The sequence below is a fragment of the Alteromonas sp. 1_MG-2023 genome (assembly GCF_030547075.1).
Taxonomy (GTDB): Bacteria; Pseudomonadota; Gammaproteobacteria; order Enterobacterales; family Alteromonadaceae; genus Alteromonas.
Genome location: NZ_JAUOQH010000012.1, coordinates 125,063 through 145,829, shown reverse-complemented (window position 1 = coordinate 145,829; position 20,767 = coordinate 125,063). Strand labels below are relative to the sequence as shown.

Annotated in this window: 27 protein-coding genes; 7 read left to right on the top strand and 20 right to left on the bottom strand. The window is 40.1% G+C overall.

Going from position 1 to position 20,767, the window contains the following annotated elements:
- Nucleotides 1–228: 228 nt before the first annotated feature.
- Nucleotides 229–1,797 carry a hypothetical protein gene (locus Q4561_RS13955; protein ID WP_303461304.1) on the top strand — a complete coding sequence of 523 codons (1,569 nt, stop codon included), beginning with the start codon at nt 229–231 and terminating at the stop codon, nt 1,795–1,797.
- Nucleotides 1,798–1,865: 68 nt separating this feature from the next.
- Here the strand turns inward: Q4561_RS13955 and Q4561_RS13950 are convergent, their stop codons facing one another.
- From Q4561_RS13950 to Q4561_RS13910, 9 genes are all read right to left on the bottom strand, one after another.
- Complete coding sequence (locus tag Q4561_RS13950) at nt 1,866–2,594, bottom strand: hypothetical protein (protein WP_303461302.1); 729 nt, start codon at nt 2,592–2,594, stop codon at nt 1,866–1,868.
- Nucleotides 2,595–2,603: 9 nt separating this feature from the next.
- Nucleotides 2,604–3,143 carry a hypothetical protein gene (locus tag Q4561_RS13945; protein WP_303461301.1) on the bottom strand — a complete coding sequence of 180 codons (540 nt, stop codon included), beginning with the start codon at nt 3,141–3,143 and terminating at the stop codon, nt 2,604–2,606.
- A gap of 273 nt (nt 3,144–3,416) precedes the next feature.
- Nucleotides 3,417–3,797: a VOC family protein gene (locus Q4561_RS13940; protein WP_303461299.1), complete on the bottom strand. Its 381-nt coding sequence runs from the start codon at nt 3,795–3,797 to the stop codon at nt 3,417–3,419.
- Nucleotides 3,798–3,941: 144 nt separating this feature from the next.
- Complete coding sequence (locus Q4561_RS13935) at nt 3,942–4,187, bottom strand: DUF2164 domain-containing protein (protein WP_303461297.1); 246 nt, start codon at nt 4,185–4,187, stop codon at nt 3,942–3,944.
- A gap of 57 nt (nt 4,188–4,244) precedes the next feature.
- Nucleotides 4,245–4,577 (bottom strand): DUF1493 family protein, encoded by a 333-nt coding sequence (locus tag Q4561_RS13930; RefSeq protein ID WP_303461295.1) that lies wholly within the window; start codon nt 4,575–4,577, stop codon nt 4,245–4,247.
- Between the two features lie 124 nt (nt 4,578–4,701).
- Nucleotides 4,702–4,965, bottom strand: a complete 264-nt coding sequence (locus tag Q4561_RS13925) for a hypothetical protein (protein WP_303461293.1) — start codon at nt 4,963–4,965, stop codon at nt 4,702–4,704.
- Between the two features lie 209 nt (nt 4,966–5,174).
- Nucleotides 5,175–5,612, bottom strand: a complete 438-nt coding sequence (locus tag Q4561_RS13920; RefSeq protein WP_303461291.1) for a hypothetical protein — start codon at nt 5,610–5,612, stop codon at nt 5,175–5,177.
- An 85-nt stretch (nt 5,613–5,697) separates the two neighbouring features.
- Nucleotides 5,698–5,928 carry a hypothetical protein gene (locus Q4561_RS13915; RefSeq protein WP_303461289.1) on the bottom strand — a complete coding sequence of 77 codons (231 nt, stop codon included), beginning with the start codon at nt 5,926–5,928 and terminating at the stop codon, nt 5,698–5,700.
- A gap of 161 nt (nt 5,929–6,089) precedes the next feature.
- Nucleotides 6,090–6,449: a hypothetical protein gene (locus tag Q4561_RS13910; protein ID WP_303461287.1), complete on the bottom strand. Its 360-nt coding sequence runs from the start codon at nt 6,447–6,449 to the stop codon at nt 6,090–6,092.
- Between the two features lie 318 nt (nt 6,450–6,767).
- Between Q4561_RS13910 and Q4561_RS13905 the strand changes: the two genes are divergently transcribed.
- The 3 genes from Q4561_RS13905 to Q4561_RS13895 are packed head-to-tail and all read left to right on the top strand — an operon-like array spanning nt 6,768 to nt 9,065.
- The gene (locus Q4561_RS13905) at nt 6,768–7,172 is read left to right on the top strand and encodes a PadR family transcriptional regulator (RefSeq protein WP_303461286.1); all 405 of its coding nucleotides are present in this window, start codon (nt 6,768–6,770) and stop codon (nt 7,170–7,172) included.
- A gap of 5 nt (nt 7,173–7,177) precedes the next feature.
- Nucleotides 7,178–7,756, top strand: coding sequence for a hypothetical protein (locus Q4561_RS13900; protein ID WP_303461284.1), 579 nt, complete (start codon nt 7,178–7,180; stop codon nt 7,754–7,756).
- Entirely contained in the window at nt 7,749–9,065 is a 1,317-nt protein-coding gene (locus Q4561_RS13895; protein ID WP_303461283.1) for a metallophosphoesterase, read from the top strand. The genes Q4561_RS13900 and Q4561_RS13895 overlap by 8 nt, the downstream gene beginning before the upstream one ends.
- Nucleotides 9,066–9,177: 112 nt before the next feature.
- On the opposite strand, the gene Q4561_RS13890 is transcribed toward Q4561_RS13895, so the two are convergent.
- Nucleotides 9,178–9,702, bottom strand: coding sequence for a YcxB family protein (locus Q4561_RS13890; protein ID WP_057792301.1), 525 nt, complete (start codon nt 9,700–9,702; stop codon nt 9,178–9,180).
- 120 nt (nt 9,703–9,822) lie between these two features.
- On the opposite strand from Q4561_RS13890, the gene Q4561_RS13885 reads away from it, so the two are divergent.
- Both Q4561_RS13885 and Q4561_RS13880 read left to right on the top strand, forming a co-directional pair.
- Nucleotides 9,823–10,107, top strand: coding sequence for a type II toxin-antitoxin system RelB/DinJ family antitoxin (locus Q4561_RS13885; RefSeq protein ID WP_303461281.1), 285 nt, complete (start codon nt 9,823–9,825; stop codon nt 10,105–10,107).
- A complete protein-coding gene (locus Q4561_RS13880; RefSeq protein WP_303461280.1) occupies nt 10,104–10,385 on the top strand; it encodes a type II toxin-antitoxin system RelE/ParE family toxin in 282 nt (93 codons plus the stop codon). Before Q4561_RS13885 ends, Q4561_RS13880 begins: the two co-directional genes overlap by 4 nt.
- Nucleotides 10,386–10,902: 517 nt before the next feature.
- On the opposite strand, the gene Q4561_RS13875 is transcribed toward Q4561_RS13880, so the two are convergent.
- The 10 genes from Q4561_RS13875 to Q4561_RS13830 form a co-directional block, all read right to left on the bottom strand.
- Nucleotides 10,903–11,115: a hypothetical protein gene (locus tag Q4561_RS13875; protein ID WP_303461278.1), complete on the bottom strand. Its 213-nt coding sequence runs from the start codon at nt 11,113–11,115 to the stop codon at nt 10,903–10,905.
- 317 nt (nt 11,116–11,432) lie between these two features.
- Entirely contained in the window at nt 11,433–11,777 is a 345-nt protein-coding gene (locus Q4561_RS13870; RefSeq protein ID WP_303461276.1) for a ribonuclease E inhibitor RraB, read from the bottom strand.
- 110 nt (nt 11,778–11,887) lie between these two features.
- Nucleotides 11,888–12,313 (bottom strand): hypothetical protein, encoded by a 426-nt coding sequence (locus tag Q4561_RS13865; protein ID WP_303461275.1) that lies wholly within the window; start codon nt 12,311–12,313, stop codon nt 11,888–11,890.
- 60 nt (nt 12,314–12,373) lie between these two features.
- Nucleotides 12,374–13,162, bottom strand: a complete 789-nt coding sequence (locus Q4561_RS13860) for a DUF2071 domain-containing protein (protein ID WP_303461274.1) — start codon at nt 13,160–13,162, stop codon at nt 12,374–12,376.
- A 112-nt stretch (nt 13,163–13,274) separates the two neighbouring features.
- Entirely contained in the window at nt 13,275–13,712 is a 438-nt protein-coding gene (locus Q4561_RS13855; RefSeq protein ID WP_303461273.1) for a hypothetical protein, read from the bottom strand.
- Between the two features lie 136 nt (nt 13,713–13,848).
- The gene (locus Q4561_RS13850) at nt 13,849–14,220 is read right to left on the bottom strand and encodes a hypothetical protein (protein WP_303461271.1); all 372 of its coding nucleotides are present in this window, start codon (nt 14,218–14,220) and stop codon (nt 13,849–13,851) included.
- 123 nt (nt 14,221–14,343) lie between these two features.
- A complete protein-coding gene (locus Q4561_RS13845) occupies nt 14,344–14,658 on the bottom strand; it encodes a hypothetical protein (RefSeq protein WP_303461269.1) in 315 nt (104 codons plus the stop codon).
- A gap of 116 nt (nt 14,659–14,774) precedes the next feature.
- The gene (locus Q4561_RS13840; RefSeq protein ID WP_303461267.1) at nt 14,775–15,776 is read right to left on the bottom strand and encodes a DUF4062 domain-containing protein; all 1,002 of its coding nucleotides are present in this window, start codon (nt 15,774–15,776) and stop codon (nt 14,775–14,777) included.
- 122 nt (nt 15,777–15,898) lie between these two features.
- On the bottom strand, nt 15,899–16,540 hold the full coding sequence (locus Q4561_RS13835) for a hypothetical protein (RefSeq protein WP_303461265.1): 642 nt from the start codon (nt 16,538–16,540) through the stop codon (nt 15,899–15,901).
- A gap of 572 nt (nt 16,541–17,112) precedes the next feature.
- Nucleotides 17,113–17,397 (bottom strand): pyrimidine/purine nucleoside phosphorylase, encoded by a 285-nt coding sequence (locus Q4561_RS13830; RefSeq protein WP_126872209.1) that lies wholly within the window; start codon nt 17,395–17,397, stop codon nt 17,113–17,115.
- Nucleotides 17,398–17,651: 254 nt separating this feature from the next.
- Between Q4561_RS13830 and Q4561_RS13825 the strand changes: the two genes are divergently transcribed.
- Nucleotides 17,652–20,726 carry an FAD-binding and (Fe-S)-binding domain-containing protein gene (locus Q4561_RS13825; protein WP_303461311.1) on the top strand — a complete coding sequence of 1,025 codons (3,075 nt, stop codon included), beginning with the start codon at nt 17,652–17,654 and terminating at the stop codon, nt 20,724–20,726.
- Nucleotides 20,727–20,767: the final 41 nt, after the last annotated feature.

The following is a 20,767-nucleotide window of genomic DNA, read 5'->3' as shown; positions in this document are numbered from 1 at the left end:
GTACTCTGACCCCATTATTTGCGTATTTAAACGTATCCTTCCTAGCATTGTCACAATCAGTTACAAACGTAAAGTTCTTATAAAGCCGATTGCGACTTTACATGCAGCCTCCATACTTGCCCGGCATGCGCAGTACGTTAACTTAGGTCAATAGCCAGTTATCGAGCACCCGTTAAATCTCCCTTAATAAGCTTTTACCTAAAATAACCGGTTAACAAAGGCAGTCGAATGCAATTAAACAAATCTCCGTCGTTCTACTTTTCTATATTGCTCGTTTTATTCACTTTTACCCTGTCAGGGTGTAACTCTAGTTCGTCTGACGATACTAGTAGCGACGTTACAGTGGACGATAGTTCAAGTGACGATACTAGCGATGACAGTTCTGATGATGGGTATGATGACGAGAGTGATGAAGAAGACTCAGATGTAGAAGTAACTGAATACTCTACCTCTAACTCAATTGGTTTAATATTGAATTCTGCCGATGCCCAGAATGGCTATACCTTATTTGGCGGGCAGCGCTTCAGTACAACGTATCTAATAGATAACTGTGGTGAAATGGTGCAAAGCTGGTCTTCAGACTACAGCACTATGTCTTCGTACTTACTTGAGAACGGAAACTTACTCCATACCGGCCGTTTGCAAAGCGCTGAGAATTCAGAGTTTTTGAGGGCAGGGGGAGACTCTGGTCGTGTAGAAATTATTAACGAACAAGACGAACTACAGTGGTATTACGAATTTAACAGTGACACGCAGTTTATGCACCACGATGTTGAATACATTGAAAGCACTGGCACAGTATTAGTGATGGTGTGGAAAAAGCACAGCGCTGCAGAAGCTGAAGCGGTTGGTTATTCAGGTAACCATGCGTTGTGGAGTGAGCAAATTATTGAGCTAGACCCAACAGTAGAAGATACCGAAAACGCTATTGTTTGGCAGTGGGATTCATGGGATCACATTGTACAAGATGAAGATTTAACAATTGATAATTACGGCGTTATTTCAGAGAACCCACAGCTTATTGACGTTAATTTCACTGGTCTTGATGTTGAATATGAAGCCGACCCCATTCACATGAACGCGGTAACTTATAACGAAGAACTCGATCAGATCATGATCAATACTCGTAACTACAGCGAATTTTGGATTATCGACCATTCTACGTCTACTGCCGAAGCTGCCTCTCACTCTGGTGGAAGCCGCGGTAAAGGTGGCGATCTTCTATACCGTTGGGGTAACCCGCAAGCCTATGACATGGGTGACGCAGATGACCAAAAATTGTTCTTACAGCATGATGCTTATTGGATAGATGATGACTACGTTGAAGGTGGGCAAGTCATGATCTTCAACAACCAGCCTAACTATTACGGTAACAGCGATTACTCCTCTATCAACGTGGTGGATACGCAAGTGAGTGACGCTGGCGATTACACCTTAAATGACGACGGAACATATGGGCCGGATGATTTCACGTGGACCTATGTGGCAGATGATCCTACCGACTTCTACGCCACCAACATTTCAGGCGCTCAGCGTTTAGATAATGGAAACACAATAATAGATGAAGGCACCACAGGTACATTTTTCGAAGTGACTTACGAAGGTGACGTTGTGTGGAAATACGTAACGCCGGTGGATGAAACAGGTGTGCTTACACAGGGTGATACCCCAGGAAGCAATTTTACGTTTCGTATAAACAAATACCCTAAAGACTATATTGGGCTTTCTTACTATAGCCTAAGCCCGAGTGGCGCAATTGAAAATGGCTCAGACTATTCTTGCGAGCTGTTTGATTAAAAAAATGGGGTCAGAGTACATTTTTAAGTGATAAAGTACTCTGACCCCTTTATTCTTGAATGGTATGGTTACGTTGTTTTGTAGAGATACCAATTACCTTGCACTTTCTCTAAATATATATAGTTATCATCTGACATATCTGGAACTGACTCTGCTTTTGGCACATAAAGGTAGCCAACCGAGTTATCCAGTATGCCGCCGATGTTTATATTAGTTATTCCAGTCTCTGCTTCGAAGTCTACTTTATTCAGATTTAACGAGCCTGCTATTTGATTAGCTTGTTCAGGGGCATTTTCAGCCAATGAATTAATCATTTCTAGCGTTGTTAAGTTACTTTTAAGGAAACGCTTCAGTTCAGAATCGGATTTTAAGGTAAGTAACATATTCTGATACCTGTAATCATCTTCTTTACTACGTTGTTTCTTCGCTTCAATCTTTTGTAAAGCTATAAAAAAGAACCGAGGCAAAGCAAGGTTGCGTATAGCAGATAGTTTCCAGCTATCTGGAGACTTCGTTAAATATGCATACCAATCCTGAGTGTTACCATCCTTAGTTAATGAAACCGCATATATCTTTCTCGAACTAGTGGATTCTATTAACCTGTATTCTTTACTCATTCCATAGGGGAGGCTTTCCCCAAGCGTTGGTCTATTAAGGTGATATTCAAGCATCTCACCCGAATATACCGCTTCTTTATCTTCAATTCCGTTAGGACTGAAAAACGCTTCAACCAATTCTTGTTCTCCTGCGAGACAGATGAGCGGAATAAATAGAACGATTAATATCAAATTTCGCACATTGCTTCCTTAGATGCCTTCAACATATGCACTGACACCTTCTTTCAGATAAAGATTGATAAAGGTAAGTTCATACTCATCGTTGTCGATAGTGAACCCATATGTTGCTGACGTTTTCCAACCCTGAGAATAGCCATTTGTCATGTAAACTACTTCCATATGGCTATCGTTTTCGTTCAAGCAAAGCATTTTAAGAATATCATCGTCATAATTTATGGGAGTCGCGTTATCGCAGGATGTGAACTGACCTTCGCTGGCTCGTAATTGAAAATAGATCTGCTGGTAATTCATTACAAGCGCAGGCAGGTACTTATCGCTTATGTACAGCCTAACTTTACTATCGACTTGTTTCTGACTTAATGACTTATTGGTAATATTAGCTCGGGGTCTAATTTGCTGATATAGCGACTCAACAACTGACTCACGGTTTATCGTGTTATCGATATTTTCAGAAGAGTCATAAAGCTTAGTTATGGTGTTATCGTCTATAGCGAGAGAAGCACCCGAATACAGAAGCAATAGTAGAAGAGCTAAAAATGTTGAGTGCATCAATATTCCTTTATTTGTTATGAGCTTCAAAGTTTCTACTTCTATGGATGGTTTTGATAACTATAACGGGGTAATCATCAAACGATGTACGCTTTACGGTATCGTGACTTTTAATCGATGTTCCCAAATTTGTACATACATGACTGACTCAAATTTTATGCGTAAATTTGAAAACATCCTGCTTGCTTAGTTTGGTCGCTGTCACTTACTAATAATCACGAAGCGGCCCGTGAATGTGTTATAGCGAAATAAGGGAGTGACAATAGTGTTGTGTTAGCCTCGTTTATCCGCTTTCCACGGCGGTGATAAGCGGTTTTCACCGGCCCAAAATAGCTTGATTTTATTTCCTGAAGGGTCTTTTAAAACAGCTTCTGTCCAGAGGTAACGTTGCTCTGTGGGGAGTAGTTCGAATTCGATCCCTTTGCCAATCAGTGACTCTACGAGCTCATCTAATTCCTCTGTTTCGAAGTAAATGATAGCACCATTTTTGAACTCCTCTAACTCCAGTGAAAGAGAGAACGTTGAGCCTCCTTTAGGGCACGAGAATCTAGCATAGTGAGGTGTATCAACAATTTGAGTAAAACCCAGGACAAGATAAAAATCGACGGCGTCTTCCATATTATTTACTGGAAGAGTGACTTGGTTCATTTCCATTTAAACCTCTAAGTGGTTAACTTTTTAAATTGGTATATACAGCCCGTGTTAGACGGCACAGACTTGCTGGCTGTACTTGGAGCGAGGTGAATTCAGCCAGCAAGTATGGAGATGGCTGAATGGTTTGCTATATGCCGATTCCACCTAGCGAATTTCCTTTTCAATAGCATAAAGATCATCATCAATGGTTTGAACACGTTCTTCGAAAACCAATCTCGCATCGTGTAACCCACGATTGTAATAATATGCACCTAACTCTTTAGAAATGAAATCCAAAAGAAACTCTGCATCAAATTGCCCTAATTCTTGAGCCAACGATTTTTCAAAATAGGATTGAAGTTTAACTACCATTGCTTCTTTTTCTTGATTCGTGAATTTAATCTCAGACATTTACCAATGTACTCTTAGGCATACCAACGCCTCGATAAAAGGCAAAATGCTCGACTATTATACAAGTTTTTCAAAACTACCTCGTTCACAAGCATTGACTAAATCAGCAACGGTAAATGTTTCTTTTTTCCTTGCTAAGTGCTCATCTTTAAATGTTAGCTTTCGAAGAATATAAAAAATTCCTTTGTAACAAGGTTCCGAACTAAAATAATTTGTAAATTTGAAGTCACTTAGATCTAGGCCAAATTGCTCATAACACCGTTCAAAAACTTCCCAAGCGTCATCGCCATCGATATTCAAATCGACTAACAAAGTACTATCCATCGAAATAGAATCTATAGGTAAACTTATTTCTTGCGAAATTATTTTCAGCACTTTATCTCTAATCATTAGCTACTGGTATAGCTTTTCAATAAAGGTTGCAGGCACAATGGCGAAGCCGTTCCAAGTGTGTGCGCCCCAGTGAAGGTAGCGAGTGTATTGATTAGTTTGTAATAATGCATGTTAAAAGAACCTAGCTATTGGCTCTTTTGATTAAGAAGAGGCCGATTATTGAAGATACTGCGCAGCTAATTAAGAAAGAGACAAATGCAGCGAATAGATAAAAAGGGTCAAGGTGTCCAAGGTGGAAATAAGCTGCAAACTGAAAAAATAACGCTCCGAGTAGCCCAGAAACCAAGACAGCTATAACGAACTTTTTTATTAATAAATGAGACACGATAGCGCAAATCGTTGCGATAGTGGCTAGAACAGTAATACCGAATATTCCGTCATCCATTGAAATATCCTTTTGTTATGTTCTCTTCCAGTGAGTCTTTTTAAAATCATTTTCGGTAAACTCATGATTACAATTACAGCATTAATCACTTGGTAGCTTAAATTGCTTTAACGATAATATAACTTGATTTCTCTTGCAGCTAGGACAGTGATAGTTAAGAGCTATAATGAGCAAACTAATCCCTAAAACGTTTACCATGTATAAATCTATTAGATTAAGGAATTACAATATTCAGTTGTATTTTCATAAGTGATCTCGGGTAACTGAACACCAATATCACTTAGCTTTCCTTCTGATTTTATGAACAAATGAAAACGTTCCTTTGAATAAATCATATATGCTTTCATTTTTGCAGTAATTTCGTCACTGTGCTTAGGATACAAATCTTCAATACAAAGCCTTGCTATATGATGTTGATTAAATAATCGTCTAACTTCGTTTTTATCTTCCGACTGCATATATCCTTCAAAATTCTCTGCATATATAGTTAAGAAGCTAATTAATTGAGGTGTTTTATTGCAGTATTCTAAAAGTTTATATTGGCAAACGTCATTAACATACGCAGACAGTGGCTCTTCCAATTCAACTGAGTTGGCTTGCCAAGTTATAAATATGAATGACAATGGAATGACAAATATTTTCATCATGACTTGAAACCTTATCCTTAAGATATAATGCGAAGCAGTGACCGTGTTTGTATGCCAAGGCGCGCAGCGTTGGGTACTTTTTTGCTTATGCACTTGCTAATTCAGAGTTACTTTTCAGTTGTTTAACGCAGCGTACAAAAACAGATATAGATGTTATTCCGCCACAAATGATTCCGACTTCAAGTATAGATAGTTCAAATGCCCCTAGTACATACATAGTGCCAATTGTTGAACCAAGCACAAATGCAGCTGCTATAAAAACTGCGAGAGCAATAACTAACACTGACCAGGTCGCAATTTTATTCCATGTAGACATACTGAATATTTCCTTAGATTGTATTTACGTACATAACTTTTCAAATACGGATGATAACGCTTGGCTAAAGTTTTTTGTAGCGAATAGAGACTGAGCCAAGCTTCAGCCAACGCGCATAATTGGTGAGTAGTGGGTTAACTTGGCCACAACCTACCTGGCTACTAACTCGCGCTGTATTTCTTATTTGCTTCAGACGCTTCGACTTCTAATGGTGCTCTATCGTACCCGTACTCTGCCATATCAGAAAAATGTTGGGTGACGACTTTACCTAAACTAGACCTTTCGATTTGCAAAACATGCACCAATTCATGCGCTAATTTGGGTCTGTTTAACTCAAAGTCTTTGCGAGTGTAAATTGAATATCCGAATACTTGTGCATTGTTAATTATTCCTTCACCAACAAGCCCGACAGCTTCGCCAAAAACCTTTAATGCGAAGTTTTCATAAGGGAAAGGAACTTCATTAACATAAACAATCTTTACTTTTTCTGGGTCTACAATGCCTATATTGGATGCCAGCAATAACTCTTTCTGATTAAGTGGGACGCCGACATCTAGCCTTTTTTCTCCCTTCAGCAATCTTAAATAGGGTTCAGTGCTAGATTGGTTATATTGTTCTTACTAAAGTGCATTACAGCTAATTAGACTCCAAACGGACCCATCTAAAGACATCATTCTGAGTTCAACCCTGTAATCAATAAATTCAGATTAACCTGCAACGCCTCAAAATTAAACAACCAAAACGAACCGTTAAAAGCGTAAGTTGTATTTTGGTTATTTACTATGCTATAAATTATACTATGTATTACATAGTAATGAGTTTAACCTAGCTGGAAGGTCATGACAGAAACTGCAAATCAAAGCGCGAAGTGGGATGCTCAACTACGCAAAGGCACTTTAGAGCTGGCGGTGCTTGCGGCCGTTGCGGGTGAAGAAAAGTACGGGTTGGAGATCCTGAATTATCTGCATGGTTTTGAAACCATGGTGATTAGTGAAGGTACGCTTTACCCACTGCTAGATAGGCTTAAGCGCGAAGGGGTACTTAATGCAAAGTGGCACCAAGAGGGTGAAGTGCGCCCACGCAAGTATTACTCATTAACAGAAAGCGGTCTTGAACGATTACATATTCTGCGCGCGCGGTGGAAGCGTTCGGTAGTTGATATGGAATCGTTGTTAGCAGACTCAAAAAGTGGCGCGAATAACAGCACAGACAACGGCAAAGAAACTGGAAAAAGAAAAGGATAAGCACAATGAGTGGAAGGGAACAAATAAGCAACTACCTAAAAAGCTTTAACCGCTACTTGGCCTCGTTAAGTTCTGAAGATGCGGCTGAAGTGATTAAAGAAATTGAATCTCACATTTATGACGTTATCGATCAACAGGAAATGGCCGGAAAAGACGCCGATATTGAAGGTATCTTAGCTGGCCTTGGTGCGCCTAGAGTTCTTGCCGAAAACTACGTAAATCATATTCAACAAGGTACGCCGCCACCAAAAGGATTTCGTCCATTAGCATCGGTCACTAAAGGGCTGTCCAAAACCTTGTACTGGGGCATGTTAGCCTTTGGCTATGGTACAGGTTTAGCGTTGGTTGTATTGGCATTTGCGAACCTGTTGTTGCCCAACGGTATTGCTTTTTGGGTAGAGGCTGAGGGGAACTCTGTTGCTATTGGCTTTTTAAGTAACCCCATACTGGCGCATAGAGACACTACTATCACAGGATTGTGGATAACGCCGGTGGCCTTGGTTAGTGCCTACGCGATTAGCTTACTTACTTATCGCATTTTGGCTTTGCTTAAACGGTTTGCTATTGGCTATCAGTATGCTTAAGCGTGCAGCGAAACGTTTAGCCAAATCACTAGGGCATTTTCTGCTTGTTTCTTTTGTATTGGCAGTTATTGGTGTGGGTGTCTTAATAAGCCAGCATGGGTCTATCAATATGGGCGATGCGCCATTGGCCTATAAAGTAGGCGGGGAAGGGCCGTTTGTATTTTTCACGAATAAAACGCCGAAAAGCTCTGATGGAACAGGCTCTGATGTAACAGGCTCTGATGTAACAGGCTCTGATGTAACAGGCGCTGATGAAACAGGCGCAGATGTTAAAGGCTCAGGTAATGGGGATACTTCTGTTGAAATAAATTACATTCGGGGAAGTCGAGAAGATAACTTCTTTATAGAAAAACGCCACGTGCCTTTAACAGAAAAAACAGCAGAGCCCCTTGAGGTTTATTTTGCTTTAGAAGATGCCACGTTTACCTTCAATTTAAAGCCACTAAACGCACTGAACACCAATACAGCGTCGGTATATGAAAGCAACGCACCTATTTTGGCAATATCCGACTTAGAAGGGAATTACAAAACCTTCCGTGATTTTCTTATTACCCATAACGTCATTAATGAAAACCTTGAATGGCAATTTGGTGAAGGCCATTTAGTGCTAGTGGGCGACATGGTAGACAGAGGGTTTTCTACTACCCAATTGCTCTGGTTTATTTATAAGCTAGAGCAAGAAGCCCAAAAAGCGGGCGGGGTGGTGCATTACATTATTGGCAATCACGAACTTAAAAACCTTCAAGGCAATTTTAAATCTGCGGCTAATAAGTATATTCCCATTGCGGGTTTGCTTGGCAAAACCCAGGGCGATTTATTCAGCCACAATTCGTACATAGGGCGTTGGCTTGCCAGTAAAAATACCATTGAAAAAATAAACGGCCATTTGTTTGTACATGGCGGTATTCATGAAGATATCGCGAACCTTGATTTAAGTTTGCAACAGATAAACACCAAGGCTAAAGCCTATTACCGACAAATGTATTTTCCCGGTGTGGCAGACAAGGTAACGGAAGCGTTAATTTCAACTGAGACAGGGTTAGCGTGGTATCGAGGGTATTTCAAAGATGATGTTAGTCATACCTTTGTACAGAAAACATTAGATAAGTTCGACGCACTATCAGTAACGGTAGGGCATACCTTACAGTTTAAGGTGAATAAACAGTTTGATAGCCGCGTGTATGCTATTGATGTGAAACATCCTGATGATTATCGCGGAAGCTTTCCAACAAAACATTCTGAGGGATTGTTGATTGAAAAGGGTAAGTTTTATCGGCTAACTGAAACCGGTGAAAGAATAGTTTTATAAGTATTGGGAAAAAGTCAGAGTACAGTTTTAGCTTTTAACGTGCTCTAACTTTATTTCGCTGTTTGCGTCGCTATACCCACTTCACTGTTTTCATCGACCAGTACGCTTTTGTTTATACATACTTGTTTATATAACTTTTAAATTGCTCTATTGATCCCTGGGAGACAAATGCACTGCTTGGAATTATAAGAGCGAACATCTTATCGAGAAATATATAATAGTCACCGGAATTTTCTGTTACTTCTTCTACACAGCTCCAAGAATAGTGGCACTTTGAAACGGCGCTAGTTTCTGTAATCCCTTCAGGCGTGAGTTCAATAGACTTTGCACCCAGAATAATGCCCTGCTTATTGGGAATGCTGAACTTCCTAGCTTTGAAATTCGCGTACATTGAATAGCCAATAATAAGACAAAATGGTAATGCACCAACAAGCGCCGAACTCAAATCTATGCTAGATACTTTTGACGTGAAGGATTGGAAAATGAACATGAAAAATACGGTGATAAATAGCCAAGCAACTAAATTAATGGCAAAAGCTTTAAACTGACTTTGGGTTTGGCATGCTCGCTTGACCGTGAAGTTAAGGAATTTTAAATAAGCGCCTTTGTCCACATCAAAAGTCACTATGTATTTCATATATCATCCTTGTAAGTACAAATTCCCATCTCGCAAAACGGGTTTTATGAGTGGTTTGTTAGTTGCCGTAAACCTAACGTGCGTGCTAACATTTGTGTGTACACGTTGAGGGAGTTTACCATGGATACTCGCATACAATTTAGAGTTGATGAAGAAACTAAACGCTTGGCTCAGACAATGGCTGAGAGCCAAGGGCGTACGCTAAGTGACGCTTGTAGAGAGCTTACTGAAGAACTTGCTGCACAGCAACGCAAAATAATAACTCATGATCAGTGGCTTACTGAAGAGGTTAATGCTGCGTTTAATAAGTTAGAAAGTGGGCAGAGTGAGTTTGTCAGCCATGAAGAGGCTAAGTTGGACATGGAAGCTCGAAAAATGAAAATTAGGAATAAAGCCAGAAAATGATCGTTTGGGAGAAAAGTTCACTGAACGATCGTGAAGCTATTTTCGAATTTTTATACGAATTTAACCCATTAGCAGCAGAAAAAGCTGATGCAATAATTGAAAAAAAAGTCGAAAACTTGAATCAACAACCTCTTATGGGAGTTGAGAGAGAAGGTATACCGGGAAGGTTATTAATAATCCCTGAGGTCTCAATGATAGTTTCATATTTCATTAAAGATGAAATCATTCACATTCTTCGAGTTTTACACCAAAAGCAAAAATTTCCGGTAAGTAACTAACGCCGCTGTAACAGGCATTTCTGTGAAGTGTAGTTTTGGAGTAAACTGGCTTAGCCACCCCAAAACAGAGCGTACAACCAAAGTCCCTACGATAGCCTCAAATAAAAGGGGCAGAGATAATTTATAAGACTTAATATACTCTCACTCGATAATCTATGTTTGCTATTGATGTGAAACATCCTGATGATTATCGCGGAAGCTTTCCAGCGAAACATTCTGGGGGTTGTTGATTGAAAAGGGTAACTTTTATCGGCTAACTAAAACCGGTGAAAGAATAGTTTTATTAGTATTTGGGAAATAAGCCTGAGTTGAGTCTATCTATAACGAATGGGGTAGAGTACATTTTTAGTCATTGATCACTCTGACCCCTTTATTCCTATGCAAATGATTAGTGCAGCAAGGTAGAGTTTAAATTTAGTGCTTCTATTCAATGTACAAAACCCCTATCAAGAACATGACTTCCGAAACGATGAAAAGTGAGGAAGTTTATCCAATGTTTATGACTGTTATGTTTACTTTAACTAAAAAGCCGATCCATTATTAATGTCTTATCTTTAGTTGATGGTTTACTAATATAAAGATAACTATCAACTTCTTCATAGTTAAGCCCATTAAATATAGTTTTATGATCTGCACTTACAGCAATTCCGCCGTGATCGTGAACAGTTAAAAGGCCTCTCAAACCATCTTTCACGAATTTTGTTTGCTTTACTTTACGATAGACTTCCATAAAAACTCCGAAATTATAGGCAAATACCCGAGGCGCGTAGCGGCCGGCTTGAACGCCGTGAAGCTACCATATTTTCCACCTAGGTTTCTTGTTCAGACTAAAAACATTATTGGCAAGTTCTTTTAGGGCGACAGCTTGTTGCTCAGAGAGGTAAAATCAGATAGATACCTGCCCACCACCTTTCGGATAAAAATCGTAACCGGACTGTTTAAAATCATTCATAACAGCTTCTACAACCTGTGGGTCCGTCCAATCTAGGATCGAATGGATACAGCGAAGCGGAAGCAACTTGAATCTGTTCCGTGTACCTGCATTTGTTATGAATGTTGCTCACAAAGTACACCCCAGCCATCTAAATAGCCATTAACCTTGGATGTACGCTCAGCTAACCTAATCTCGAAATTCGTGATATTTTCATAAGTAACGTTCATTATTGGAACAAGCTCTAGTTCCATACCTCCTGTTTCAGCAGGTCTTGTTTCGATATTTTTAAATTTATGACCTTCTTTCCAATCGCGCGCAAATTGCTTTGCTACGATATCTGCCTCTTCCTCTGTTTCGTAAACAGCGTAGAAATCAACGGCGTACTCTAATGAGAAATCGAAGTTGGCTTTTTCTAGCCTTCTTAAAACATCTCCATTGGAATCATCCGGATAGCTCATCATCTACCCCATATTCATAACAGCCCACTAAGGGGCGATAACACATGGCTAAAATTAGAAACGAAGTGACGCAGCAAACTAGCTATTGACGCCATAGTCTCTTGTTAGGTTTACTTGGTAAGCTTTTCAACAGCTTGTTTCCGTTTCGCAAAATCCACGGGGTAAATCGATTCGATCATCGTATTTTCTGGGTTTTCAGCTCTGTATATCGCTACCAGTTTAGCCGAACGAATCAGCGACTCTTCGTAATCGTTAGCCAGGAGGTTACCCCAAAATTTGCTCCCGTTTTCATCATACCAGTTGTACTGGTTAAGACCGTGATCCACATAGTATTCAAAAAAACCTATAACAGCATTAATGTCGTCGGGAGTCCCTGACTTTAGTCTCTTTATCTGCGCAGTGCTTAAAGCACCTAAAGCGGTCGTCTCAAGCGCTCCCCCATGCTCGACACCTTTCCAATAGCCGTACCAAGCTGAGCCTGAAGAGAATAAAAATACTGCCAATGTAATTCCAACAAAGTTCATACTCTTTCTCATGGAACCGCTCCCTTGCAAAACCAACTGTTTTTTGTTCTTTTATAACAGCTTGTTAAATTTTCACCCAACAATAGTAGGCGGTAAGTAAATGGTAAATTCATTTATTGGCTCGATTAACACACTATAGGGAGTGTTTTGCTCTGCATCGTTAACAATTCCAAGATCAGATAAAAGCTTGAACTTCGCTGACTTTAGCTTTGCTGGCTTAACATCAAGCTCTTTATGCCACACTCTATATGTGCCTAGTTTGCTGTCTCTACGATGATAGAACCCAGCTAGCGGGTGCGTAAGATAGACCAAGGCAGACTCTACGTCGGGAAAGCCAGGGAATTCTAGTTCGTCAGATTCAGATTGAACCAACTCAACTGAAGCTTCAGCCCATTCAGATACCGTTTCCATACTGTATTTTTCGTACAAGCCATTTACTTCATTTCGGGTACAGTCAAAACTAACTTTTCCAGCATACCAAGGAAGATTCCAAAGATGTCTTGGTACGGCTAGCGTCCAAGAGTCTAGAGTAGTGCCAAGGAACCAAACACAACGTTCCCCCGTTTCGGTATCAATTATATATATCCGGTAATTTGTTTGCCCCATTGTAAATTTAGGGAACGGGAATACAGCGGAAGTAAAATCTACATCAATGAAGGGAACTACAGATATAAGTCCCATTTCATGGCCATTTATTTCAACAGTGTCTAATTTAAATCGCTCAGGAAATATGTCTTGAAATCTATCAGAAGGGACTGCGTAAGTAATGATCGCGAAATGCTTCAAACCGCACAGTACATCTATACCTTTGGGTTTAGTCCTCTCTATCAGGTAGTCTTCTAGCTTCCGTGACTCTTGCACAATGTTTCCTTGAAATTTAACACCCAGCTAAGCGGATTTAAAAATTGGCTAAAATCACGAGGTACGAGTGAAGCCAAACTTTTAAATTCCATGCTTGAGCGTATTGTTAGCTTTAATTATTTGATTCGATCGCCGCTTTACGCGCTAATGCTTCTATTTCATCGTCCATATTATCGTCGAATGAAAAAGCATATACTCGCCAGCCACTTTTAACTTTAAAAAATTGAAATTCAAAACGAATTGGTTGTCTATCATACGTTAATAAATATGTGACATGTACAAATGTTCCGCCCACATCATAAGTGTGAACATGAGAAATATGGTGAAGTTCTCCAACTAACCCTGCTAGAGAAGATAGCTGATTTTTAACACCTTTTACCTGATCTGGAATAGAAGACACATAACTATTTGTTTTATATATTGAGTCAACAGCTTTGTCTATTTGCCCTTCCTTATATAATGTAAAGAACTCACTAATTTCGGTTTTGTACTCATTAGCCAGCAAATTCCCTGAAAAAAAACTAATAAATAATATCAATACATATTTCATTTAATACTCCATTTAAAGCTAACGCCTGCCTAAGCGGCGATTAATAATGGGCTAAAATATTGAGCGCAGCGACAATAGCCCATTTTTAATTGTCCGAGCGAACTTGAGAGCGAATTGAGGCTTGTTAGTAGCCTGATTACTTTTTCGTGAAATTCAGAATATCTCGATAATCTTTAAGCACTACAACCACAGCATCATCTAAGTTGAAATTCTCATCGTCTATCATTTCCCCATCATGGTAAATTCGATAAAGACTACCGAACTCTCCATCATTTGAATTAATGAAATATGGATCACCCGAAGCGATCAAGCAACAAGCTACTGGAACAAAACCATGCTTTTTCGCCGCTATACCTGGATAGAAATTGTCGGCTTCGTCGGCCGCTTTACTCTCAGAATATATCTGAAGTGAGCAACCTAGTTTAGATAAATTTGACTCTTCGGGAATTTCAATGTAACTGTCGATCAAACAATGGGAGTCGACAAATAGTTTCCAGTAACTGGGCATCAAACGCGATATTCCTTTAAGGCTACTAACGCCTACTTAAGCGGAAAAATATAGTTGGCTAAAATGTTGAACGGAGTGAAAACAGCCAACTGTATTTTTTCCGTTTGAAGTTCTTGTTAGCATTTATTTGCACTGAATCTCAGCTTTTAACCAAGGGTGATCTATAGAAGTGATACCACCAAGGAAAATACCTCCATCGGTTTTTCCTTTATCTTCACTCACTACATCATAACCATTTGGGCACAATTCTGAAGCACGTTTATTCCAAAAGGTTTTAAGCATTTCAGTTGAAGTTGTACCATTCCCATAGTACTCAACCATATAATTGTTTTCGCCTAATTCTTTATCTTTGTAACCACCAGACCAAGTATGTGCTTGATAGCCTGTTGCACATCCAGTTAATAATACACATCCTGTAATTAAGGCTAAATACTTCATTTTTACTCCATACTCGATTTGAATGCTAACGCCCCTATTAACGGGTAAAATATAGTTGGCTATAATATTTGAGGAACGAAAATAGCCAACTGTATTTTGTCCTGTTGAATGGCTTGTTATACACCTTTATTGACAACTCTGTATTTAAGCATTGTCTGCATTCCTAGCTCAGTTAAATACCATTGAGCTTGTGGATGCTCATTATCAATCTCAATCAACCCTAGAGCTAAAAATTGAATTCTTATTGTATATAAATCCTGAGTTTCTATAACTAGAGCAGACAAACTCACATTATTACAATCAACTTTACTAAACTGCTCCGCAATAAACCGATTCACATCACTATCAAAAGCTTTATCAGCTAAGAATGGTGAAATTGCTCCGAAAATTTCACTCCATGTAACTGTGTTTTTCCAATTACAGTACTGCGTATCTTGGCCCCTTCTCCTTGCATAAAGACTGTAAGTTCCACTTATATCAATAGAACTATCCCAATCGGCAAGCTCTTCTCTTGGAATTAGTGGTTGAGAGTCTTGAGTTTCATTAAGTTGTATTTGCAATTCATCATTACGTTTACGTAACTCGTTTATCTCAAGAAGCAATTCAGGGGAGGCTGCAGAATCACCTCTAACCCAACCAACTGCAGGGAATAACCTCATAGTCTTATTTAGACTGAGAGATACTTCCCCGGGCAATTGAGAAGCATCATTCCAGAACCTTACTAAACGTCCATCACTCACTTTTTCTCTAAAATTTTGTAACTTTTGATAATTTTCCTCTTCAAGCTCTGATTTAGAGCGAGGCAAGTCATCTGGAGATTTATGTAATAAGGCAATTACTTTAATACCTTTGCTTACCGCATAATCAAATTCTTTTTCAGTATAACTGAGTCCATCATGTGCAGTTGATCCATATCGCCCGCCAATGATAAGTAAATAATAGTCACAATCATCTATTATTCTTTTTATAAACTCCCACTGTTCCTCGTCTGCAGCAGGAAATAATTCCATTCCTGCTGGTATACAATCCATCTCCATTAAGGTCTGCAAAACACTTTGCCTTTCTTCTTGAAGATCAGCGTAAGTAGAACTTACAAAAACTTGATAACGCTTATCCATATATCTCCTAGATTGAATAAAATACAATGGTACGATTAGGTGTATAATGTCCCAAGCAGCGGAAAACGCGAACGCTTTGGCGCAGCCAGTGAGTGGTTTTCCGATGACTTGGTTTGTTATATTTATTTTAACGCTTCCATTCGGGCAAATAACTCAATGAAGAAGTCTTCAAATACTTTTAAGCAATGCTCTGAAAAGCCATTGAGGATTTCAATTTTGTTGTTTTTCAACTCAAGGTATTGAGATTGTTTTATATACTTAATTAAATCACTATTTCCAGTTTTCACATGATCCGCAGCATGGACAAAACTATTTCTTATTTGTTGAATTTTGGTGATTTCTTGCCATGAACTGTGATTAGTCGGAAAATCTAATAGTACTACTTTTTCTAGATAACGCTTACCTTGATCAATAATGCCATTAGCTTCAAGATCTTCCATTTTAACTGGATTCTCTATAGAGAATTGATAAACCGAACAAATTCTGTTGATCGTATTTTCCAAGATAGTATAAATACTAATTAATTCTGATTTTCTTTGGATGTTAGGATAAACCTTACTTAGCTCCCAGTATTCATCATGCGAATTTTCATAGTATTCTGCTTTTTCAAAATCTTCCCATTCAGCAGTAACCTCAGCAGCATGTTTTTCAAACGCTTTTACTTCTTGATTAAGAAACGACTCGACATTTCTTGTATGTTGTTTAAACGTTTCTAAATCCATCATTATGCCCATTTTTAAGAGTGGCATTTTAAAATTTTTCACGAATCGTCCTTAATAAATATAACAGCTAACTAGACCCCAAACTGGTCTGTTTAAAAACACTGTTATGGGGTTTTTAAATCTTATCTATATTGTCAGATTACCCGCTAACTCCGCAAAATAAAACAATAAATCAGAATGGTGTTTTTTGTTCATGAATTAAAAGTACCAAAACGGTATGTTAGGGGGCAAAGGTGTATTTCACCCATTATCTTTTTCATCGTAGTAGTGAAATTTAGCAAAAAGACACGAAATGAACCAAAAAACAAAGCGGGAGGGTGAAATAGATACTAGGTAGCGGCAATAGGGCGAAAAAGTACGCCAACGAAAAAATTATTGTCTGACCGGAGGTAGATTTAATTATTCTACGTGATGGTGGCAGAGTTCAGTGATAGATATGAAATCGCTATTAGCAAATAAACAAAGCGAAAGAGGATAAAGAGGGTAAGGCAACACTCAAGGTACGAGTATCGAATCTACCCAACACTGCCGCCCGCATAAAAATACAAGCGCAGCGTTAGGTAAGCCTAAGCTATAAACTATTGTTAGTTAGAAACTTAAGCTATAAAGCAATACTAGCTATAAAAGCAAAGGTATGCAGTAGGGGTTTCAATTTTCACATCGAAAGACAAGTTAGCGTCTATGGTAAATTCTGTGCCCGTTTTGAAAGACTGCCAGTCGCTTGAGCCAGGAAGCTTAACGGTCATTTCGCCTTCCATTACTTTCATTACTTCGTGTTGACTGGTGTTGAAGGTGTATTCACCTGGCGCCATTACGCCTGAAGTGCATGGGCCATTTGCCGACTCAAATGCAATTGAACGAACCTTGTCATCAAAATAACTGTTTACTGTAAAAGACATAAACTGCTTTCCTTTTATCGAGAATAGAAGAGCGGGCATTGTGCAATATTTATGGGTGAATGGCTAACTTGTGATTTTCTAAGATATTCTAATTGGTTAAAATTACCCGCCTTAAAAACACTTCTTGTTATATAAAGTGCAAAATTAGTCATTAAAACCACATGAAATATGTGTAATTGGCTAGAGACTCGCCAGCGCTGTGGTTATACTAGCCCACAATCGCATTTCCAGAGGTTTTACAGCAATTGAGCACTTTGAGTTTGCCACGTGTGGTGCCCCAGCAGAGTCTTTTAACCCATTATCAGACATACCTAGAACAGCTTGCTAGTACCGCTTTTACCGGCGATGTTGAGTACAGCTATGCCAGCCGTCTTGCTGTGGCCACCGATAATTCGGTATATCAAAAACTCCCTCAAGCTGTGGTATTTCCTAAAAGCGTTGTCGATTTACAAGTATTGGGCAAGCTGGTTAACGACCACCCGTTAGTGAAGTTCTCTGCTCGTGGGGGCGGCACAGGCACTAATGGCCAAAGCTTAACCGACGGCATTGTGGTTGATATGTCGCGCTACATGAATCAAATTCTGGAAATCAACGTTGAAGAACAATGGGTTAAAGTTCAATCTGGTGTAGTGAAAGATGCATTAAATGACGCACTTCGCCCACATGGCTTTTTCTTCTCGCCGGATCTTTCTACCAGCAACCGCGCTACCGTAGGGGGAATGATTAGTACCGATGCCTCGGGGCAGGGGTCTTTGGTTTACGGTAAAACTAGCGACCATGTATTAGGCTTAACCTCGGTACTGGCTAACGGTGAAGTACTAAGCACCACGCCAATAAGTGTGCAAGAAGCCAAAGATATAGCCAACACAAACGCAGATAACAGCGCCTATGCGGGTATTTTGCGCCAAGTGCTAGCTACTTGCGTAGACAAGCGCGAAGCCATTATTGAAAAATTCCCCCGTTTAAACCGCTTTTTAACCGGTTACGATTTAGAACACGCTTATAACGATACCGAGCAACTTATTGATGTAAGCCGCTTGATTACCGGTGCCGAAGGTTCGCTTGCGATGGTGGCCGAAGCGAAGCTTTCACTTACGCCCATCGCGAAACACAAAGCCCTTGTTAATATTAAGTACGATACGTTCGAATCGGCACTTCGTCATGCCCCTGAAATGGTGAAAGCGAATGCCACGTCTGTTGAAACGGTAGACTCAAAAGTACTTAATTTGGCCAAAACCGATATTATCTGGCACTCCATCGCCGATTTAATTACCGATGTTCCGCATAAGGAAATGTTGGGCTTAAACATGGTGGAGTACAACAGTAACGATGAAGAAGAAATTCGCACTCGTATAGCCGAGCTAGAAGCTAGGCTTACCGCCGCTGCTGAAACAGGTGAGGGTGGGGTAATTGGTTATCAGGTTACGTTTGATAAAGCGGATATTGGTAAAATATACGCCATGCGTAAAAAGTCGGTGGGCCTGTTGGGTAAAACCAAGGGTGTGCAAAAGCCTATCGCCTTTGCTGAAGATACCGCAGTACCGCCTGAAAACTTGGCCGACTTCATCATGGAATTTAGGGCTCTGTTAGACAGCCATGGTTTAAAATACGGTATGTTCGGGCACGTAGATGCAGGCGTATTGCACGTGCGCCCAGCCCTTGATTTATGTGATGTTGAACAAGAAAAGTTGATGCATCAAATATCAGATGAAGTCGTAGCGTTAGTTGCTAAGTATGGCGGCTTAATGTGGGGCGAGCACGGTAAAGGTTACCGCAGCGAATACGGCCCTGCCTTTTTCGGCGACATGTTATTTACCGAACTACGCAAAATAAAAAGCGCGTTCGACCCCCTTAATAAAATGAACCCAGGCAAGGTGTGCACGCCGTTAGATAGCACTGAAAGCTTGGTAAAAGTTAGCGATACCAAACGGGCGACATTCGATAGAACTATTCCGGTTACGTTTAAAGCAGCCTTTGCGCCTGCCATGGAGTGTAATGGTAATGGCTTGTGCTTTAACTACGACACCACGTCGCCGATGTGCCCTTCAAGTAAGGTAACTCGCGATAGACGCCATAGCCCGAAAGGCCGTGCTGGCCTTATTCGCGAGTGGATACGCTTGCTTGCTAAAGATGGTGTAGACACCAAAACCCTCAGTGCTGAACAATTTGATACCTCGTGGTGGCAGCGTTTTAGTAACAGCCGAAACAAACAAGACGATTTTTCTCATGAAGTGCTAGACGCCATGAATGGTTGTTTAGCCTGTAAGTCGTGCTCAAGCCAATGCCCAGTGAAAGTAGATGTGCCTGATTTTAGGTCGAAGTTTTTATCTATTTATTACCAGCGTTATATGCGTCCAATGAAAGACCATCTTGTGGGAAACATTGAACGTATGGCGCCGATTATGGCCAAGTTCTCGCCTATGGTTAATCTGTTTTTGAAACGAAAATGGATGCAAGACGGTATCGAGAAAACCATAGGTTATGTAGACACGCCTATTTTATCTGAGCCAACGTTGGCAAACAGGGTAAAAGGGAAAGTGGAGAGTTATAACCATGATGTGTTGTCGAAGCTAAGTGCTGAAGAAAAGCAAAAGACGGTATTGATAGTGCAAGACCCTTTCACCAGCTACTACGATGCGAGTGTAGTTGAGGATTTTGTTGCCTTAGTAAACGCCCTTGGCTTTACACCGGTAATGTTGCCGTTTAAACCAAACGGTAAGCCTGAACACGTAAAAGGCTTTTTAGCCAAATTTGCAAAAACCGCAAAAAATACCGCAGGCTTTTTAAATGAAGTCGCGCAATTAAACATTCCTATGGTGGGTGTAGATGCGTCTTTGGTATTGGTTTATCGTGATGAATATACTAAAACCTTAGACAAAGCCCGAGGCGATTTTCATGTGTTAGCTGTGCATGAATGGCTTGAATTTGTGCCTAATGATGTGTGGCAAGCGTTAAGCAAAAAGGTAAGTGCGCTAGAGCCTTCAGCGCAGCCTTCAAAACAGCCATTAGCGCTGCTAAGTCACTGTACAGAAAAAACGGCGTTGCCCGCATCTGAAAAGCAATGGCAGGGTTTGTTTGCTAAAGTGAATCAGCCGGTAGATATTGTTGCCGTAGGTTGTTGCGGCATGGCCGGAACTTATGGTCATGAAGCCGATCAAAAAGAGAAATCGCTCGCTATATATGGGCTAAGTTGGGAGCAAGCGGTTAAACGCTATCCTGCTGATGCGGTGCTGGCCACCGGTTATTCATGCCGAAGTCAGGTAGCTCGTATAGAGCAGTTTAAGCCAAAGCATCCGTTACAGGGTTTACTTGCTTGTGTTTCATCGTAGCAATACTGTTTAACCTAAAATTGCTATTAATCGATTAGATA